Origin of the sequence: Luteimonas yanweni (genome assembly GCF_039548475.1) — a bacterium.
GTDB lineage: Bacteria > Pseudomonadota > Gammaproteobacteria > Xanthomonadales > Xanthomonadaceae > Luteimonas.
Genome location: NZ_JBCLVC010000019.1, coordinates 19,627 through 31,523, shown reverse-complemented (window position 1 = coordinate 31,523; position 11,897 = coordinate 19,627). Strand labels below are relative to the sequence as shown.

Here is an 11,897-nt window from a genome sequence, read left to right as displayed (position 1 = left end):
GGGAAGGTCGCCAGGGCGCGGGTCGTCAGCCCTGGTTACCGATGAATCCATTTGGGGTTCCGCGCACCCAGCCGCGGGCCTGTCGCTCTTTTAACGAAGGAATTCCGTCATGGCGGACCAAAAGATCCGGATCCGGCTGAAGGCGTTCGATCATCGACTGATCGACCGTTCGGCCAGCGAGATCGTCGAAACGGCCAAGCGGACGGGCGCCCAGGTGCGCGGCCCGATCCCCCTGCCGACCAAGATCGAGCGCTACACCATCCTGACGTCGCCGCACGTCGACAAGGATGCGCGTGACCAGTACGAAACCCGCACGCACAAGCGCGTGCTCGACATCGTCGACCCCAACGACAAGACCGTGGACGCGCTGATGAAGCTCGAGCTCGCGGCTGGCGTCGACGTCCAGATCAAGCTGACCTGAGGCCACTGACATGACTGCGAAGAAGTATTCGCTGGGTATCGTCGGTCGCAAGGCCGGCATGAGCCGGGTGTTCACCGAAGGCGGCCAGTCCGTGCCGGTGACCCTGATCGAAGCCACCCCCAACCGCATCACCCAGGTGAAGACCAGCGAGACCGACGGCTACAGCGCCGTGCAGGTCGCCGTCGGCAGCAAGCGCGCCGTGCTGGTGAACAAGCCCGAGGCCGGTCACCTGGCCAAGGCCAAGGTGGAAGCGGGTCGTGGCCTCTGGGAATTCCGCGTTGCCGACGACCAGGTCGGTGGCTTCGAGGTTGGCGGCGAAGTGAAGGCCGACATCTTCGAGGTCGGCCAGATGGTCGACGTCCAGGGCGTGACCAAGGGCAAGGGTTTCCAGGGCACGATCAAGCGCTGGAACTTCGCCATGGGCGACGCGACGCACGGCAACTCGCTGTCGCACCGCTCGCCGGGCTCGATCGGCCAGCGCCAGACGCCGGGCCGCGTGTTCCCGGGTAAGAAGATGTCCGGCCACATGGGCGCGGTGCAGCAGAGCACGCAGAACCTCGAAGTGGTCCGGGTCGACGCCGAGCGCGGCCTGATCGCCGTGAAGGGTGCGGTTCCCGGCGCGCCGGGCGGTGACGTGATCGTACGTCCCGCGAGCAAGGGTTAAGGAGAGATGACGATGGAACTCTCTATCAGGGATAGCAGTAACACGGTGTCGGTCTCCGAGGTTGTGTTCGGCCGCGAGTTCAACCGTGACCTGGTCCACCAGGTCGTGGTCGCGTACCGCAACGCCGGCCGTGCCGGCACCAAGGCGCAGAAGACGCGCTCGGAAGTCAGCGGCACCACCAAGAAGTCGAAGAAGCAGAAGGGCGGCGGCGCGCGTCATGGCGCACTGACGGCCCCGATCTTCGTCGGCGGCGGCGTGACCTTCGCGGCCAAGCCGCGCAGCTTCGAACAGAAGGTCAACCGCAAGATGTACCGCGCGGCGATGTCGGCGATCCTGTCCGAACTCAACCGCCAGGGCCGCCTGCAGGTCGTCGAGTCCTTCGACGTGACCGAGACGAAGACCAGCGCGTTCGCCGAGAAGCTGAAGGGCTTCGACCTCGGCAAGCGTCCGCTGATCGTCACCGAGGAGGCCTCGGACAGCCTGTACCTGTCGGCGCGCAACCTGCCGTACGTGCAGATCCGCGACGTCCAGGGCCTGGATCCGGTTTCGCTGGTCGGTGCCGACAGCGTGCTGGTCACCGCCGACGCCATCAAGAAGATCGAGGAGTGGCTGGCATGAACGACGCCAAGCTCTATGCGTTGATCCGCGCGCCGCGCGTGTCCGAGAAGACCGCGCGCCTGCAGGAAGTCTCCAACCAGTACGCGTTCGAAGTCGCCACCGATGCCACCAAGGCCGACATCAAGACCGCGGTCGAGAAGCTGTTCGACGTCAAGGTCGAGTCGGTGAACGTGCTGAACGTGAAGGGCAAGCAGAAGGCCTTCCGCAATCGCAACGGCCGTCGCGGCGACTGGCGCAAGGCTTACGTGAAGCTCGCCGACGGTCAGTCGATCGACGTCATGAACGCCAAGGCCTGAGGAAGCCCCCATGCCATTGATGAAATTCAAGCCAACCTCCGCCGGCCGCCGCTCGGCAGTCCGCGTGGTCGCCCCCGAACTGCACAAGGGCGAGCCCTATGCGCCGCTGCTCGAGAAGCAGAGCCGCACCGGTGGCCGCAACCACCACGGGCGCATCACCACGCGCCACATCGGCGGTGGCCACAAGCAGCACTACCGCATCATCGATTTCAAGCGCGACAAGGAAGGCATTCCGGCGCGCGTGGAGCGGATCGAGTACGACCCGAACCGCACCGCGCACATCGCGCTGCTGTGCTACGTCGACGGTGAGCGCCGCTACATCATCGCGCCCAAGGGCCTGAAGGCCGGCGACCAGGTGATCGCGGGCAACGACGCCCCGATCCGCGCCGGCAACACCCTGCCGCTGCGCAACATTCCGGTCGGCTCCACGGTGCATTGCATCGAGATGAAGCCGGGCAAGGGCGCGCAGATCGCGCGTGCGGCCGGCGCCGGCGTTCAGCTGGTGGCGCGTGAAGGCGTGTACGCCACGCTCCGCCTGCGTTCGGGCGAAATGCGCCGCGTGCCTTCCGAGTGCCGCGCCACCATCGGTGAAGTCGGCAACGTCGAGCACAACCTGCAGAAGCTGGGCAAGGCCGGCGCGAAGCGCTGGCTCGGCATCAAGCCGACCGTCCGCGGCGCGGCCATGAACCCGGTCGACCATCCGCACGGCGGTGGCGAGGCGAAGGCCGGCCAGGGCAACCCGCATCCGGTCACCCCGTGGGGCGTGCCGACGAAGGGCTACAAGACCCGCCATAACAAGCGGACGCAGCAGTTCATCGTGCGCGACCGCAGGAGCTGATAGACCATGGCACGTTCACTCAAGAAGGGCCCGTTCGTCGACCACCACCTCGTCAAGAAGGTGGAAGCCGCGGGTAACACCAAGCGTCCGATCAAGACCTGGTCGCGCCGTTCGATGGTGCTGCCGGAGATGGTTGGCTACACCATCGCCGTGCACAACGGCCGCAACCACGTTCCGGTGCTCGTCAACGAGAACATGGTCGGCCACAAGCTTGGCGAGTTCGCACTGACCAGGACCTTCAAGGGTCATGGCGGCGACAAGAAGTCGCGTTAAGGAGATGACGATGGAAGCGAAGGCAATCCTGCGCACCGTGCGCATCTCCCCGCAGAAGGCGCGCCTGGTCGCCGACCAGGTCCGCGGCCTCTCGGCCTCGCGTGCCCTTGACCTGCTGAAGTTCAGCGACAAGAAGGCGGCGCACCTGATCTACAAGGTCGTGTACTCGGCCACGTCGAACGCCGAGAACAACCTCGGTGCCGACGTCGACCAGCTCAAGGTCAAGACGATCATGGTCGACGAAGGTCCGACGCTGAAGCGCTTCATGGCGCGCGCGAAGGGTCGCGGCACGCGCATCCTCAAGCGCACCAGCCACATCACCGTCGTTGTCGGCGAGGGGAAGTAAGCATATGGGCCACAAAGTTCACCCGACCGGCTTCCGCCTTGGCATCGCCAAGGACTGGAACTCCAAGTGGTATGCCGGCAAGAAGGAATACGCCGAGTACCTGATCTCGGACCTCAAGGTCCGCGACATGCTTCGCAAGAAGCTGGCGGCCGCCGGTATCAGCCGCATCATGATCGAGCGTCCCTCGAAGTCCGCACGCGTCACGATCCACACCGCCCGCCCGGGCGTGGTGATCGGCAAGCGCGGCGAGGACATCGAGAAGCTGCGCAAGGAAGTGAGCCAGATGATGGGCGTCCCGGCGCACATCAACGTCACCGAGGTCCGCAAGCCGGAACTCGACGCGCAGCTGGTCGCCGAGTCGATCGCGCAGCAGCTCGAGCGCCGCATCATGTTTCGCCGCGCGATGAAGCGCGCCGTCGGCAACGCGATGCGCCTGGGCGCGCTGGGCATCAAGGTCAACGTCGGTGGCCGCCTGAACGGCGCCGAGATCGCGCGTTCGGAGTGGTACCGCGAAGGCCGCGTGCCGCTGCACACGCTGCGCGCCGACGTCGACTACGGCTTTGCCGAGGCGAAGACCACCTACGGCATCATTGGAATCAAGACCTGGATCTACAAGGGCGAGATCTTCGACTTCGCCCAGGTCGGCCAGGAAAAGCAGGACGATTCGCCGCGTGGCGAGCGTGGCGACCGCGGTGACCGCGACCGTCCGCGTGGCCCGCGCCGTGATCGCGAGGCGAGGGACTAAGTCATGCTGCAACCCAAGCGAACCAAATACCGCAAGATGCACAAGGGCCGCAACGACGGCCTGGCCTGGAGCGGCAACGCCGTCAGCTTCGGCGAGTTCGGCCTCAAGGCCACTCAGACCGGCCAGCTGACCGCGCGCCAGATCGAGTCGGCGCGCCGCGCCATCAGCCGCCACGTGAAGCGCGGCGGCAAGATGTGGATCCGCGTGTTCCCCGACAAGCCGGTGTCCAAGAAGCCGATCGAGGTCCGCATGGGCTCGGGCAAGGGCAACGTGGAGTTCTGGGTGGCCCAGATCCAGCCCGGCCGCATGATCTACGAGATCGAGGGCGTTGACGAGGCGACCGCACGCGAGGCATTCCGCCTGGCGGCCGCCAAGCTCTCGGTCACCACCACTTTCGTGACCCGGACGGTGCGCTGATGGACATCAAGGAACTCCGCCAGAAGTCGACGGACGAGTTGAAGGCCCACCTGCTCGAGCTGCAGAAGGAGTCGTTCTCCCTCCGCATGCAGAAGGCGACCGGCCAGCTCTCCAAGACCCACGACGCCCGCCGGGTTCGCCGCGAGATCGCTCGCGTCAACACCCTCCTTGGCGCCAAGCAGTAAGGACCGGGCAGACATGACCGAAAATACCGAAAAGAAGCTGCGCACGGTCGAAGGCCGCGTCGTCAGCAACAAGATGGACAAGACCGTGACGGTGCTCATCGAGCGCCAGGTCAAGCACGCGCTGTACGGCAAGTACATCCGCCGCTCGACCAAGCTTCACGCCCATGACGCGGAAAACTCCTGCAACGAGGGCGATACCGTCCGCGTGGTGGAGATCGCGCCGATGTCCAAGACCAAGAACTGGCGCGTCGTCGAGATCGTCGCGCGCTCGGCTGAATAAGGAGGCTCCGAAATGATCCAGATGCAGAGCCACCTGGCCGTGGCCGACAACTCCGGCGCCAAGGAAGTGATGTGCATCAAGGTGCTGGGCGGCTCGAAGCGCCGTTACGCCGGCATCGGCGACATCATCAAGGTGTCGGTGAAGACCGCCATCCCCCGCGGCAAGGTGAAGAAGGGCGAGGTTTACGACGCGGTCGTGGTGCGCACCCGCAAGGGCGTCCGCCGCCCCGACGGTTCGCTGATCCGCTTCGACGGCAACGCCGCCGTGCTGCTCAACAACAAGCAGGAGCCGATCGGCACCCGCATCTTCGGGCCCGTGACCCGCGAGCTGCGCTCCGAGAAGTTCATGAAGATCGTCTCGCTCGCACCCGAAGTGCTTTGAGCCGGACGAAGAGGAAACCGACATGAACCGCATCAAGAAGGGTGACCGCGTCGTCGTCACCGCCGGCAAGGACAAGGGCAAGCAGGGCGAAGTCGTCCGCGTGCTCGGCGAGAAGGTTGTCGTCTCCAACGTCAACATGATCAAGCGCCACACCAAGCCGAACCCCCAGGCCAACCAGCCGGGCGGCGTGATCGAGCGCGAAGCTCCGATCGACGCTTCGAACGTGATGCACTTCAACCCTGCCTCCGGCAAGGGCGAGCGCATTGGTACCAAAATCCTCGAGGATGGACGCCGCGTCCGCGTGTTCCGCTCGAGTGGCGAGGCGATTGACGCCTGAGGAATGTGAAATGACCACCCGTCTGCAAAAGTTCTACACGGAAGAAGTGGTGCCGAAGCTCACCGAGCAGTTCGGCTACACGAATCCGATGCAGGTCCCGCGCCTGTCAAAGATCACGCTGAACATGGGCGTGGGCGAGGCCGCGGCCAACAAGAAGGTGCTCGAGCACGCCACCGCAGACATGGCCAAGATCTCCGGCCAGAAGGCGCTGGTGACCAAGTCGCGCGTTTCGGTGGCATCGTTCAAGATCCGCGACGGCTGGCCGATCGGCTGCAAGGTCACGCTCCGCCGCGCGAGGATGTACGAGTTCTTCGATCGCCTGGTCAACGTCGCGCTGCCGCGCGTGCGTGACTTCCGTGGCGTGTCCGGCCGGTCGTTCGACGGTCGCGGCAACTACAACATGGGCGTGAAAGAGCAGATCATCTTCCCCGAGGTCGATTTCGACCAGGTCGACGCGCTGCGTGGCATGGACATCGCCATCACCACGACCGCCAAGACCAACGAGGAAGCCCGCGCCCTGCTTGAAGCGTTCCGCTTCCCGTTCCGCAACTGACCGGACAGAGAGACAATGGCCAAGACCTCAATGATCAACCGCGAAGTGAAGCGCGCGAAGCTGGCGAAGAAGTTCGCCGCCAAGCGCGACGAGCTGAAGAAAATCGTCAGCAGCGAATCGGCGAGCTACGAGGAGAGGATGGATGCCGCGGTCAAGCTGCAGAAGCTTCCGCGCGACTCCTCGCCTTCGCGCCAGACCACGCGCTGCGCCCTGACCGGCCGCCCGCGCGCCGTGTACAAGAAGTTCGGCCTGGGCCGCAACATGCTGCGCAAGGCGACGATGAACGGCGACGTGCCCGGCCTGCGCAAGGCCAGCTGGTAAAAGGTTCCACGCCGGCCCCCACCCGGGCCGGTGACAACGATTTCGCAATCCTGCGGATATCGGTGCACTCATAAGGTGACTTTTCAATGAGCATGACTGATCCCATCGCCGATATGCTGACCCGCATGCGCAATGCGGCGGCTGTCGGCAAGCCGACGGTGAAGATGCCGTCCTCCAGGACCAAGGTGGCCATCGCCAAGGTGCTGCAGGACGAGGGCTACATCGCCGCCGCGCGCGTGACCGAGAACGGTGCCAAGGCCGAGCTCGAGATCGAGCTGAAGTATTACGAGGGCCGTCCGGTCATCGAGCGCATGCAGCGCTTTTCCCGCTCCGGCCTGCGCCAGTATCGTGGCAAGGCCGACCTGCCGAAGGTCCTCAATGGCCTCGGCATCGCCATCATCTCCACCTCGAAGGGCATCATGACCGATGCGCAGGCGCGCCAACAGGGCGTCGGCGGCGAGGTCCTGTGCTTCGTGGCCTAAGGGAGTAACCGCAATGTCCCGAATTGCCAAGAAGCCGATTGCCCTTCCGAAGGGCGTCGAGCTGAAGATCCAGGACGGCACCGTCGCCGCGAAGGGCCCGAAGGGCGCCCTGTCGATGGCGATGCCGGCCGGCGTCGAACTCAACATGGAAGACGGCCAGGCCGTGCTGTCTCCGGTGACCCCGGACCAGATGGCCATCACCGGCACCATGCGTTCGGTCATCGCCAACATGGTGCAGGGCGTTTCCGAGGGTTTCGAGCGCAAGCTCGAGCTCGTGGGCGTCGGCTACCGTGCCGCGATGCAGGGCCAGGACCTGAACCTGTCCCTCGGCTTCTCCCACCCGGTGCTGTTCAAGCCGCCGGCGGGGATCACCATCAGCACCCCGACGCAGACCGAGATCGTGGTCAACGGCGCCGACAAGCAGCAGGTCGGCGAGGTCGCTGCGAAGATCCGCGGCTACCGTCCGCCGGAGCCGTACAAGGGCAAGGGCGTCAAGTACGCCGGCGAGAACATCATCCGCAAGGAAGCCAAGAAGGCCTAAGCCGGCCTTCAGCTTTCGGAGAACGAGACCATGCAGAAGAAAATTGCCCGCCTGCGCCGCGCCAAGTCGACGCGCGCACACATCCGCGAACTGGGCGTCCCGCGCCTGTCGGTGCTGCGCACCGGCCAGCACCTGTACGCCCAGCTGTTCACCGCCGACGGTTCGAAGGTCCTGGCCGCGGCCAGCACCACCCAGGCCGACGTCCGCGACGGCCTGAAGAATGGCCGCAACACCGAGGCCGCCGCCAAGGTCGGCCGCGTGATCGCCGAGAAGGCCAAGGCCGCCGGGATCGATTCGGTTGCCTTCGATCGCTCCGGTTACAGGTATCATGGCCGGATCAAGGCCCTGGCCGACGCCGCGCGCGAAGGCGGCCTGCAGTTCTAAGCGTCAAGACGTTGAAAGGGTGGGGCACCGTCCCCACCCGGGCCTACCTGTCGATGCGGGCTGCATCGGACGCCTCCCGGCTTCTGCCCGGGAACGCGGACCACCGAACCACACCACAACCATAAGCGGCTGAAAGCCGTACATCCCTCAACAACACAGGCAACATCGAAATGGCAGAAGAACGCGCCCCGCGCGGTCGTGACCGCGACCGCAACCGCGAAGAAATCGACGACGGCATGATCGAGAAGCTGATCACGGTCAACCGTGTCAGCAAGACCGTCAAGGGTGGTCGCCAGTTCACCTTCACCGCGCTGACCGTCGTCGGCGACGGCGCCGGCAAGGTCGGCTTCGGCTATGGCAAGGCCCGCGAGGTCCCCATGGCCATCCAGAAGTCGATGGAGCAGGCGCGCCGCAACATGGCGACCGTCGAGCTCAACGGCGGCACGCTGTACCACACCGTGAAGGCCGGCCACGGCGCCGCCCGCGTGTTCATGATGCCCGCGTCCGAGGGTACCGGCGTGATCGCCGGTGGCGCCATGCGCGCCGTGCTCGAGGCGGTGGGCGTGAAGGACGTGCTGGCCAAGGCCGTCGGCTCGCGCAACCCGATCAACCTGGTCCGCGCCACCGTCAAGGGCCTGGCCGGCATGCACTCGCCTGGCGCCATCGCGGCCAAGCGCGGCAAGAAGGTGGAGGACATCCTCAATGGCTAAGAACGAAGCCGGCACCGGCACCGTCAAGGTGCGCCTGGTGAAGGGTCTGCGCGGCTCGCAGGCCAAGCATCGCCTGTCCGTCAAGGCCCTGGGCCTGGGCAAGCTCAACTCCGTCCGCGAACTGAAGGACAGCCCCCAGGTCCGTGGCCTGATCAACAAGGTCCACTACCTGGTCCGGGTCGAGGAATAAGCACATGAAGCTCAACACCATGCAGCCCGCAGAGGGCGCCCGCACCGAACGCAAGCGCGTCGGCCGCGGCATCGGTTCCGGCCTCGGCAAGACCGCCGGCCGTGGCCACAAGGGTTCTTTCGCCCGTTCGGGCAAGGGCAAGATCAAGGCCGGCTTCGAAGGCGGCCAGATGCCGCTGCGCAAGCGCCTGCCGAAGGTCGGCTTCCGTTCGCGCATTGCCGGCGACACCGCCGAAGTGATGCTCTACCAGCTCGAGCGCCTCGAGGGCGACATCGACTTCAAGGCGCTGCGCGCCGCGAAGCTGGTGCCGGCCACGGCCAAGCGCGCCAAGATCGTCCTCAAGGGTGACGTGACCAGGGCGCTGGTGCTGAAGGGCGTGCTGGCCACGGCCGGCGCGCGCGCGGCCATCGAGGCCGCCGGCGGCAAGGTCGAGGAGTAAGCGACGCATGGCACGCAGCGGCAGCGCAATGGGTGGCATGGGCGGGCTCGGAAAGTTCACCGAGCTGCGCCAGCGCCTGCTGTTCGTCGTCGGGGCGCTGATCGTCTACCGCATCGGCTGCTACATCCCGGTGCCGGGCGTGAACCCCGATGCCATGCTGCGCCTGATGGAGCAGCAGGAAGGCACCATCGTGGACATGTTCAACATGTTCTCCGGTGGTGCGCTTTCGCGTTTCAGCCTGTTCGCGCTCAACGTGATCCCCTACATCTCGGCATCGATCATCATCCAGATGCTGGTGCAGATCGTGCCGAGCCTGAAGGCGATCCAGAAGGAAGGCGAGTCGGGCCGGCGCCGCATCACCCAGTGGTCACGCATCGGCTCGATCCCGCTGGCCGTGTTCCAGTCGGCGGGCATCGCCGTCGCGCTGCAGGGCTCGGGCGCCAGCAACGGCATCCCGGTGGTCTACGCCCCGGGCATGGGCTTTGTGCTGACCGCCATCATCGCGCTCACCGCGGGCACCATGTTCCTGGTGTGGCTGGGTGAGCAGGTGACCGAGCGGGGCATCGGCAACGGCGTTTCGCTGATCATCTTCGCCGGCATCGTGGCCGGGCTGCCGAGTGCGGTCATCACCACCTTCGAGGCCGCCCGCAACGGCGACATGAGCCCGATCGCGGTGATCATGATCGCGTTGATCGTGGTCGCATTCACCTACTTCGTGGTGTTCGTCGAGCGCGGCCAGCGCCGGATCACGGTCAATTACGCGCGCCGCCAGGGTGGCCGCAACGCGTACATGAACCAGAGCTCGTTCCTGCCGCTCAAGCTCAACATGGCGGGCGTGATCCCGGCGATCTTCGCGTCGTCGATCATCATGTTCCCGGCCACGGCCTCGACCTGGTTCAGCCAGGCCGGTTCGGCCACCTGGCTGCAGCGGGTGAGCCAGGCGCTGTCGCCGGGCGAGCCGCTGTACATCCTGCTCTACGCGGGCCTGATCGCCGGCTTCACCTTCTTCTATACCGCCCTGGTCTTCAACTCCCAGGAAACCGCGGACAACCTGAAGAAGTCGGGCGCGCTGATCCCCGGCATCCGCCCGGGCAAGGCCACGGCCGACTACATCGACGGCGTGTTGACCCGCTTGACGGCTGCCGGCGCCACCTATCTGGTGCTGGTCTGCTTGTTGCCCGAGTTCATGCGCACCGAGCTCAACGCATCGTTCTATTTCGGCGGCACGTCGCTGCTGATCGTGGTGGTGGTGGTGATGGATTTCATCTCGCAGATCCAGGCGCACCTGATGTCGCACCAGTACGAGAGCCTGCTGAAGAAGTCCAACCTCAAGGGTGGCGCGCGCGGCTTGCCGCGCGGCTGAAGATTCGAACGGATCCCGGGGCAGCCGCAACTCGCGGCCTCGCCTGGGGATCCCGGTCCGGCCGTTGCACGGCCGGGCCTTGATGGGCGACCTGCGTGGCGATCCCGCGTGCAGGTGGTTCCCAGGCCAGTCCCGGCGCCAGAGTAGCGCCGGGCGGGCAGGCCCCCCAAGGGTCCGTCCAGCCAGGGAACCGTCGCCGGAGCATGGGCACACTCCCCATGCCGGGCCGGTCGGACGCTTTTTTGGCGGCCGCGGGCTTTATTGACTTCCGGGATTCTGATACAATTTCTTGTTCACTGCGCCGAATGACCCCGTTCGGCCGCCCCAAACAGTTGGAGATCCGCGCATGGCGCGTATTGCAGGTGTCAACCTGCCTGCCCAGAAGCACGTCTGGGTTGGGCTGCAAAGCATCTACGGCATTGGCCGTACCCGTTCGAAGCAGGTCTGCGAAGCCGCAGGCGTGGATTCGTCCACCAAGATCCGCGACCTCTCCGAGCCGGACGTCGAGCGCCTGCGCGCCGAAGTCGGCAAGTTCGCGGTCGAGGGCGACCTCCGCCGCGAAATCGGCATGGCCATCAAGCGTCTGATGGACCTGGCCTGCTACCGCGGCCTTCGCCACCGTCGCGGCCTGCCGCTTCGTGGCCAGCGCACCCGGACCAATGCACGCACCCGCAAGGGTCCGCGCAGGGCCATCAGGAAATAAGGAACCACGACCATGGCCAAGCCGGCAGCCAAACCGAAGAAGAAGATCAAGCGCGTCGTCACCGACGGCATCGCCCACGTCCACGCTTCGTTCAACAACACCATCATCACGATCACCGACCGCCAGGGCAACGCCCTGTCGTGGGCGACTTCGGGTGGCGCGGGTTTCCGCGGCTCGCGCAAGTCCACCCCGTTCGCAGCCCAGGTCGCCGCCGAAAAGGCAGGCAAGGTTGCGCTCGACTACGGCGTGAAGTCTCTTGAAGTCCGCATCAAGGGCCCGGGCCCGGGCCGTGAGTCCGCCGTCCGCTCGCTCAACAACGTGGGCTACAAGATCACCAACATCATCGACGTGACGCCAATCCCGCACAACGGGTGCCGTCCGCCGAAGAAGCGTCGCGTCTAAGGGGGCGA

24 protein-coding genes are annotated in these 11,897 nt (G+C 65.7%); all 24 read left to right on the top strand.

All coding sequences use genetic code 11. The features are described from left to right. The first annotated feature begins 109 nt into the window (after nucleotides 1-109). The 24 genes from rpsJ (at nucleotide 110) to rpsK (ending at nucleotide 11,889) form a co-directional block, all read left to right on the top strand. The gene (gene rpsJ, locus WCE39_RS14200) at nucleotides 110-421 is read left to right on the top strand and encodes a 30S ribosomal protein S10 (RefSeq protein ID WP_024891232.1); all 312 of its coding nucleotides are present in this window, start codon (nucleotides 110-112) and stop codon (nucleotides 419-421) included. A gap of 10 nt (nucleotides 422-431) precedes the next feature. After that, the gene (gene rplC / locus WCE39_RS14195) at nucleotides 432-1,085 is read left to right on the top strand and encodes a 50S ribosomal protein L3 (protein WP_343277329.1); all 654 of its coding nucleotides are present in this window, start codon (nucleotides 432-434) and stop codon (nucleotides 1,083-1,085) included. Between the two features lie 12 nt (nucleotides 1,086-1,097). After that, the gene (gene rplD / locus WCE39_RS14190; RefSeq protein WP_343277328.1) at nucleotides 1,098-1,703 is read left to right on the top strand and encodes a 50S ribosomal protein L4; all 606 of its coding nucleotides are present in this window, start codon (nucleotides 1,098-1,100) and stop codon (nucleotides 1,701-1,703) included. Beyond that, the gene (gene rplW / locus WCE39_RS14185) at nucleotides 1,700-1,999 is read left to right on the top strand and encodes a 50S ribosomal protein L23 (protein ID WP_343277327.1); all 300 of its coding nucleotides are present in this window, start codon (nucleotides 1,700-1,702) and stop codon (nucleotides 1,997-1,999) included. Before rplD ends, rplW begins: the two co-directional genes overlap by 4 nt. Nucleotides 2,000-2,009: 10 nt before the next feature. Beyond that, nucleotides 2,010-2,837 (top strand): 50S ribosomal protein L2, encoded by an 828-nt coding sequence (gene rplB / locus WCE39_RS14180; RefSeq protein ID WP_343277326.1) that lies wholly within the window; start codon nucleotides 2,010-2,012, stop codon nucleotides 2,835-2,837. Between the two features lie 6 nt (nucleotides 2,838-2,843). Beyond that, the gene (rpsS, locus tag WCE39_RS14175) at nucleotides 2,844-3,110 is read left to right on the top strand and encodes a 30S ribosomal protein S19 (RefSeq protein WP_343255879.1); all 267 of its coding nucleotides are present in this window, start codon (nucleotides 2,844-2,846) and stop codon (nucleotides 3,108-3,110) included. Between the two features lie 10 nt (nucleotides 3,111-3,120). Beyond that, nucleotides 3,121-3,456 carry a 50S ribosomal protein L22 gene (rplV, locus tag WCE39_RS14170; protein WP_343277325.1) on the top strand — a complete coding sequence of 112 codons (336 nt, stop codon included), beginning with the start codon at nucleotides 3,121-3,123 and terminating at the stop codon, nucleotides 3,454-3,456. Nucleotides 3,457-3,460: 4 nt separating this feature from the next. Then, entirely contained in the window at nucleotides 3,461-4,201 is a 741-nt protein-coding gene (gene rpsC / locus WCE39_RS14165) for a 30S ribosomal protein S3 (protein WP_343277324.1), read from the top strand. 3 nt (nucleotides 4,202-4,204) lie between these two features. Continuing rightward, nucleotides 4,205-4,618, top strand: a complete 414-nt coding sequence (gene rplP, locus WCE39_RS14160; protein ID WP_343277323.1) for a 50S ribosomal protein L16 — start codon at nucleotides 4,205-4,207, stop codon at nucleotides 4,616-4,618. Next, entirely contained in the window at nucleotides 4,618-4,803 is a 186-nt protein-coding gene (rpmC, locus tag WCE39_RS14155) for a 50S ribosomal protein L29 (protein ID WP_343277322.1), read from the top strand. Before rplP ends, rpmC begins: the two co-directional genes overlap by 1 nt. Nucleotides 4,804-4,816: 13 nt before the next feature. Continuing rightward, nucleotides 4,817-5,083, top strand: coding sequence for a 30S ribosomal protein S17 (gene rpsQ / locus WCE39_RS14150; protein ID WP_343255874.1), 267 nt, complete (start codon nucleotides 4,817-4,819; stop codon nucleotides 5,081-5,083). Between the two features lie 12 nt (nucleotides 5,084-5,095). Continuing rightward, nucleotides 5,096-5,464: a 50S ribosomal protein L14 gene (gene rplN / locus WCE39_RS14145; RefSeq protein WP_343255873.1), complete on the top strand. Its 369-nt coding sequence runs from the start codon at nucleotides 5,096-5,098 to the stop codon at nucleotides 5,462-5,464. 22 nt (nucleotides 5,465-5,486) lie between these two features. Beyond that, the gene (rplX, locus tag WCE39_RS14140) at nucleotides 5,487-5,801 is read left to right on the top strand and encodes a 50S ribosomal protein L24 (protein ID WP_343277321.1); all 315 of its coding nucleotides are present in this window, start codon (nucleotides 5,487-5,489) and stop codon (nucleotides 5,799-5,801) included. Between the two features lie 10 nt (nucleotides 5,802-5,811). Then, complete coding sequence (gene rplE, locus WCE39_RS14135; protein ID WP_343277320.1) at nucleotides 5,812-6,354, top strand: 50S ribosomal protein L5; 543 nt, start codon at nucleotides 5,812-5,814, stop codon at nucleotides 6,352-6,354. 15 nt (nucleotides 6,355-6,369) lie between these two features. After that, complete coding sequence (rpsN, locus tag WCE39_RS14130; RefSeq protein ID WP_343255870.1) at nucleotides 6,370-6,675, top strand: 30S ribosomal protein S14; 306 nt, start codon at nucleotides 6,370-6,372, stop codon at nucleotides 6,673-6,675. A gap of 86 nt (nucleotides 6,676-6,761) precedes the next feature. Then, entirely contained in the window at nucleotides 6,762-7,157 is a 396-nt protein-coding gene (gene rpsH / locus WCE39_RS14125) for a 30S ribosomal protein S8 (protein ID WP_343277319.1), read from the top strand. A gap of 13 nt (nucleotides 7,158-7,170) precedes the next feature. After that, nucleotides 7,171-7,698 carry a 50S ribosomal protein L6 gene (rplF, locus tag WCE39_RS14120; protein ID WP_343277318.1) on the top strand — a complete coding sequence of 176 codons (528 nt, stop codon included), beginning with the start codon at nucleotides 7,171-7,173 and terminating at the stop codon, nucleotides 7,696-7,698. Nucleotides 7,699-7,728: 30 nt separating this feature from the next. Then, nucleotides 7,729-8,082 carry a 50S ribosomal protein L18 gene (gene rplR / locus WCE39_RS14115; protein ID WP_343277317.1) on the top strand — a complete coding sequence of 118 codons (354 nt, stop codon included), beginning with the start codon at nucleotides 7,729-7,731 and terminating at the stop codon, nucleotides 8,080-8,082. Between the two features lie 170 nt (nucleotides 8,083-8,252). Next, entirely contained in the window at nucleotides 8,253-8,792 is a 540-nt protein-coding gene (gene rpsE, locus WCE39_RS14110) for a 30S ribosomal protein S5 (RefSeq protein WP_343277316.1), read from the top strand. Further along, a complete protein-coding gene (rpmD, locus tag WCE39_RS14105; RefSeq protein ID WP_144892887.1) occupies nucleotides 8,785-8,982 on the top strand; it encodes a 50S ribosomal protein L30 in 198 nt (65 codons plus the stop codon). Before rpsE ends, rpmD begins: the two co-directional genes overlap by 8 nt. Nucleotides 8,983-8,986: 4 nt before the next feature. After that, nucleotides 8,987-9,421: a 50S ribosomal protein L15 gene (gene rplO, locus WCE39_RS14100; RefSeq protein WP_343277315.1), complete on the top strand. Its 435-nt coding sequence runs from the start codon at nucleotides 8,987-8,989 to the stop codon at nucleotides 9,419-9,421. Nucleotides 9,422-9,428: 7 nt separating this feature from the next. Further along, nucleotides 9,429-10,784, top strand: coding sequence for a preprotein translocase subunit SecY (gene secY / locus WCE39_RS14095; RefSeq protein ID WP_343277314.1), 1,356 nt, complete (start codon nucleotides 9,429-9,431; stop codon nucleotides 10,782-10,784). A 346-nt stretch (nucleotides 10,785-11,130) separates the two neighbouring features. Then, nucleotides 11,131-11,487: a 30S ribosomal protein S13 gene (gene rpsM / locus WCE39_RS14090; protein WP_343277313.1), complete on the top strand. Its 357-nt coding sequence runs from the start codon at nucleotides 11,131-11,133 to the stop codon at nucleotides 11,485-11,487. 12 nt (nucleotides 11,488-11,499) lie between these two features. Beyond that, a complete protein-coding gene (gene rpsK, locus WCE39_RS14085) occupies nucleotides 11,500-11,889 on the top strand; it encodes a 30S ribosomal protein S11 (RefSeq protein WP_343255862.1) in 390 nt (129 codons plus the stop codon). Nucleotides 11,890-11,897 lie beyond the last annotated feature (8 nt).

Coding starts and splice junctions, on each gene's coding strand:
- rpsH (WP_343277319.1), top strand. CDS start 6,762: ATGAGCATGACTGATCCCATCGCCGATATGCTGACCCGCATGCGCAAT.
- rpsK (WP_343255862.1), top strand. CDS start 11,500: ATGGCCAAGCCGGCAGCCAAACCGAAGAAGAAGATCAAGCGCGTCGTC.
- secY (WP_343277314.1), top strand. CDS start 9,429: ATGGCACGCAGCGGCAGCGCAATGGGTGGCATGGGCGGGCTCGGAAAG.
- rplR (WP_343277317.1), top strand. CDS start 7,729: ATGCAGAAGAAAATTGCCCGCCTGCGCCGCGCCAAGTCGACGCGCGCA.
- rplF (WP_343277318.1), top strand. CDS start 7,171: ATGTCCCGAATTGCCAAGAAGCCGATTGCCCTTCCGAAGGGCGTCGAG.
- rplE (WP_343277320.1), top strand. CDS start 5,812: ATGACCACCCGTCTGCAAAAGTTCTACACGGAAGAAGTGGTGCCGAAG.
- rpsN (WP_343255870.1), top strand. CDS start 6,370: ATGGCCAAGACCTCAATGATCAACCGCGAAGTGAAGCGCGCGAAGCTG.
- rpsQ (WP_343255874.1), top strand. CDS start 4,817: ATGACCGAAAATACCGAAAAGAAGCTGCGCACGGTCGAAGGCCGCGTC.
- rplX (WP_343277321.1), top strand. CDS start 5,487: ATGAACCGCATCAAGAAGGGTGACCGCGTCGTCGTCACCGCCGGCAAG.
- rplV (WP_343277325.1), top strand. CDS start 3,121: ATGGAAGCGAAGGCAATCCTGCGCACCGTGCGCATCTCCCCGCAGAAG.
- rplD (WP_343277328.1), top strand. CDS start 1,098: ATGGAACTCTCTATCAGGGATAGCAGTAACACGGTGTCGGTCTCCGAG.
- rplP (WP_343277323.1), top strand. CDS start 4,205: ATGCTGCAACCCAAGCGAACCAAATACCGCAAGATGCACAAGGGCCGC.
- rplN (WP_343255873.1), top strand. CDS start 5,096: ATGATCCAGATGCAGAGCCACCTGGCCGTGGCCGACAACTCCGGCGCC.
- rplO (WP_343277315.1), top strand. CDS start 8,987: ATGAAGCTCAACACCATGCAGCCCGCAGAGGGCGCCCGCACCGAACGC.
- rplW (WP_343277327.1), top strand. CDS start 1,700: ATGAACGACGCCAAGCTCTATGCGTTGATCCGCGCGCCGCGCGTGTCC.
- rplC (WP_343277329.1), top strand. CDS start 432: ATGACTGCGAAGAAGTATTCGCTGGGTATCGTCGGTCGCAAGGCCGGC.
- rplB (WP_343277326.1), top strand. CDS start 2,010: ATGCCATTGATGAAATTCAAGCCAACCTCCGCCGGCCGCCGCTCGGCA.
- rpmD (WP_144892887.1), top strand. CDS start 8,785: ATGGCTAAGAACGAAGCCGGCACCGGCACCGTCAAGGTGCGCCTGGTG.
- rpsC (WP_343277324.1), top strand. CDS start 3,461: ATGGGCCACAAAGTTCACCCGACCGGCTTCCGCCTTGGCATCGCCAAG.
- rpsE (WP_343277316.1), top strand. CDS start 8,253: ATGGCAGAAGAACGCGCCCCGCGCGGTCGTGACCGCGACCGCAACCGC.
- rpsJ (WP_024891232.1), top strand. CDS start 110: ATGGCGGACCAAAAGATCCGGATCCGGCTGAAGGCGTTCGATCATCGA.
- rpmC (WP_343277322.1), top strand. CDS start 4,618: ATGGACATCAAGGAACTCCGCCAGAAGTCGACGGACGAGTTGAAGGCC.
- rpsM (WP_343277313.1), top strand. CDS start 11,131: ATGGCGCGTATTGCAGGTGTCAACCTGCCTGCCCAGAAGCACGTCTGG.
- rpsS (WP_343255879.1), top strand. CDS start 2,844: ATGGCACGTTCACTCAAGAAGGGCCCGTTCGTCGACCACCACCTCGTC.